This window comes from Bacillota bacterium (genome assembly GCA_040754675.1).
In the GTDB taxonomy this organism is placed as follows: Bacteria; Bacillota; Limnochordia; order Limnochordales; family Geochordaceae; genus Geochorda.
On the sequence record JBFMCJ010000701.1, the window covers coordinates 1 to 1,902 of the forward strand.

The following is a 1,902-nucleotide window of genomic DNA, read 5'->3' on the forward strand; positions in this document are numbered from 1 at the left end:
CACGGCTGCCAGCGAAGCACGTGTATGAGGTTGGGGTACTCCACGACCACCGCCTCAGTGCGGCCATCCCCGTTCAGGTCGCCCAGCGCCGCCGAGACCAGCCCCCAGCTGGCCGTTGCCACGTCTCCCACCCGCGAGAACCCCTTCGGCCCCCACTGGTATAGAACGATGCGCCCGCGGTCGTCGGCGGCCAGCAGCAAGTCCCTCTCCGTGCTGACCTCGGGCACCCGGCCCGCCCCGAGCCCGAAGACGGGCGCGTCCCGCAGCGCCGCCGAGGTGGCCTGCTGGAAGGCGCCCTCGCGCCACCGCCAGACCTGCACCTGACCGGGGGAGTTGCCCTCGCCCACCTCGAGCACCAGCTCGCTCTGGCCGTCGCCGGCCAGGTCCCCCGAGGTCATGGCCCGCACAGGGCCGATGGAAAACGGGCCGGCGATGGGCTCGAGGGATGCGCCGTTCCAGTGCCAGATCTGGAGCACGTAGTGCCACCGGGGGGATGTGCGAACGTAGGCCAGGGCGACGGCCGCCGGTTCTCCCGGGAGGTGCACCGCGGCGACCTGCTGGACCCGGGCCGAATAATCCCCTTGCCAGGCGGGGGCCAGGGCCCGGCCCCCATCCCACCGCCAGACCACCAGGCGGCTGTTGGTGGCGGCCAGGATCTCCCGTGCCTCCGGCTCGGTGAACGGGCCGACGGCCAGTGCGACGTGGCTCATGGGTTCGCTGAACGGCGGGCTCTGGGCCGCCACCTGGAGCGGCTCCGGGCCGGCGCGCCCCGACCACTGCATGATGTAGAGCCGGTCCTGCTGGCGCTCGTAGTCCCGGCCGGCCACGGCCACCTCCGCCCGCCCGTCGCCGTCCAGGTCCTCGACGGCCACCTGCAGCACGACCGGCGCGGGCCCGACCTGGGTGGCCAAGCGCTCCCAGCCCCGGGCCAACACAGGGGTGCGCGAAGCTGCCAGGAGAAGCGACGCCACCAGTAAAGCCATGCAGAAGCTGGTGCTGGACAGGCGCCGGCAGATTTGCTCAGATGCCCTCATGCCAGGCCATTTCGCCCGGCGCAGGACGGCTCCCTTCCTGCAGGAAAGTGGCGGACGGGTTGGCCGCGCGGACGTAAGCCGAATAGCGCTCCAGAAGCTCGCGCGCATCGGCCAGGGTGGCAGCCTCAACCAGCAGCCGTACGAGGGGGCGATCCGCGTCCGGCCTGACCAGCACCCAGCCGCGCCCGTGGCGCACCTTCAGCCCGTCAACCGGCGGTTCGGCCAGGGCGCCGGCCTGGCGGGCGAGGCGGCGCATTACCTGGCCTACGTGTTCCCAGGCGATCGGGAAGGCCGCCTCCAGGCGGGCGGGCACGGGCCGGCCGTCGAGCAGCGCGTGCAGGTTGCCAAGGGCGGAGCCCGCAGCCGCCGCAAGGCAACCGAGCCAGACGCCGTCCCGAGGTGGCGAGGGGCTCGGGCTCCAGGTCACAGGCCGGCCGCTTTCCCGCGCCAGCCGCTCGGCCTCGTCGCTGGCGTCGACGGGAAGCCAGACCGGCTCCCCGGACTCCCCGGCAAGGACCGCGAGCGCCTGCAAGGTGGCGTCCGGGACCGGGCGGCCGCCGGCTTCCCAGGCGCGGAGGCGTTCGCCGGCCGCGTCGACCCAAAGCCACAGAAGCGGGCCCGTGCCGGTGCCGGTGCCGCCCGTGCCGTCGCGACCCGGTTCGAAGAGCGGGGCGGCAAAAGGCGCCGGTGCGCCCGGCCGAACGAAGGCGTCGAACCCGCACGCCCACAGCGCACGGGCCAGCAGGCGCACGCCCGGTGAACTGCCCGTTTCGGCGCCAGTCCCGCCCAACACCCCGATCCGGCAGGCCGCATGGCCGCCCTGCGAGCTCCTTGCCCCGGCCAGGCGGAGGCGGAGCCGGCGGGCGCG

Annotated in this window: 2 protein-coding genes; both read right to left on the minus strand. The window is 74.1% G+C overall.

Annotated features, from left to right (window positions below; genetic code table 11):
- On the minus strand, window positions 1-1,034 hold a 1,034-nt coding region (locus tag AB1609_22685), incomplete at its 3' end, for a VCBS repeat-containing protein (protein ID MEW6049242.1).
- Window positions 1,021-1,902, minus strand: an 882-nt coding sequence (locus AB1609_22690) for a hypothetical protein (protein MEW6049243.1), incomplete at its 5' end; no start/stop codon positions are given. The genes AB1609_22690 and AB1609_22685, both read right to left, overlap by 14 nt.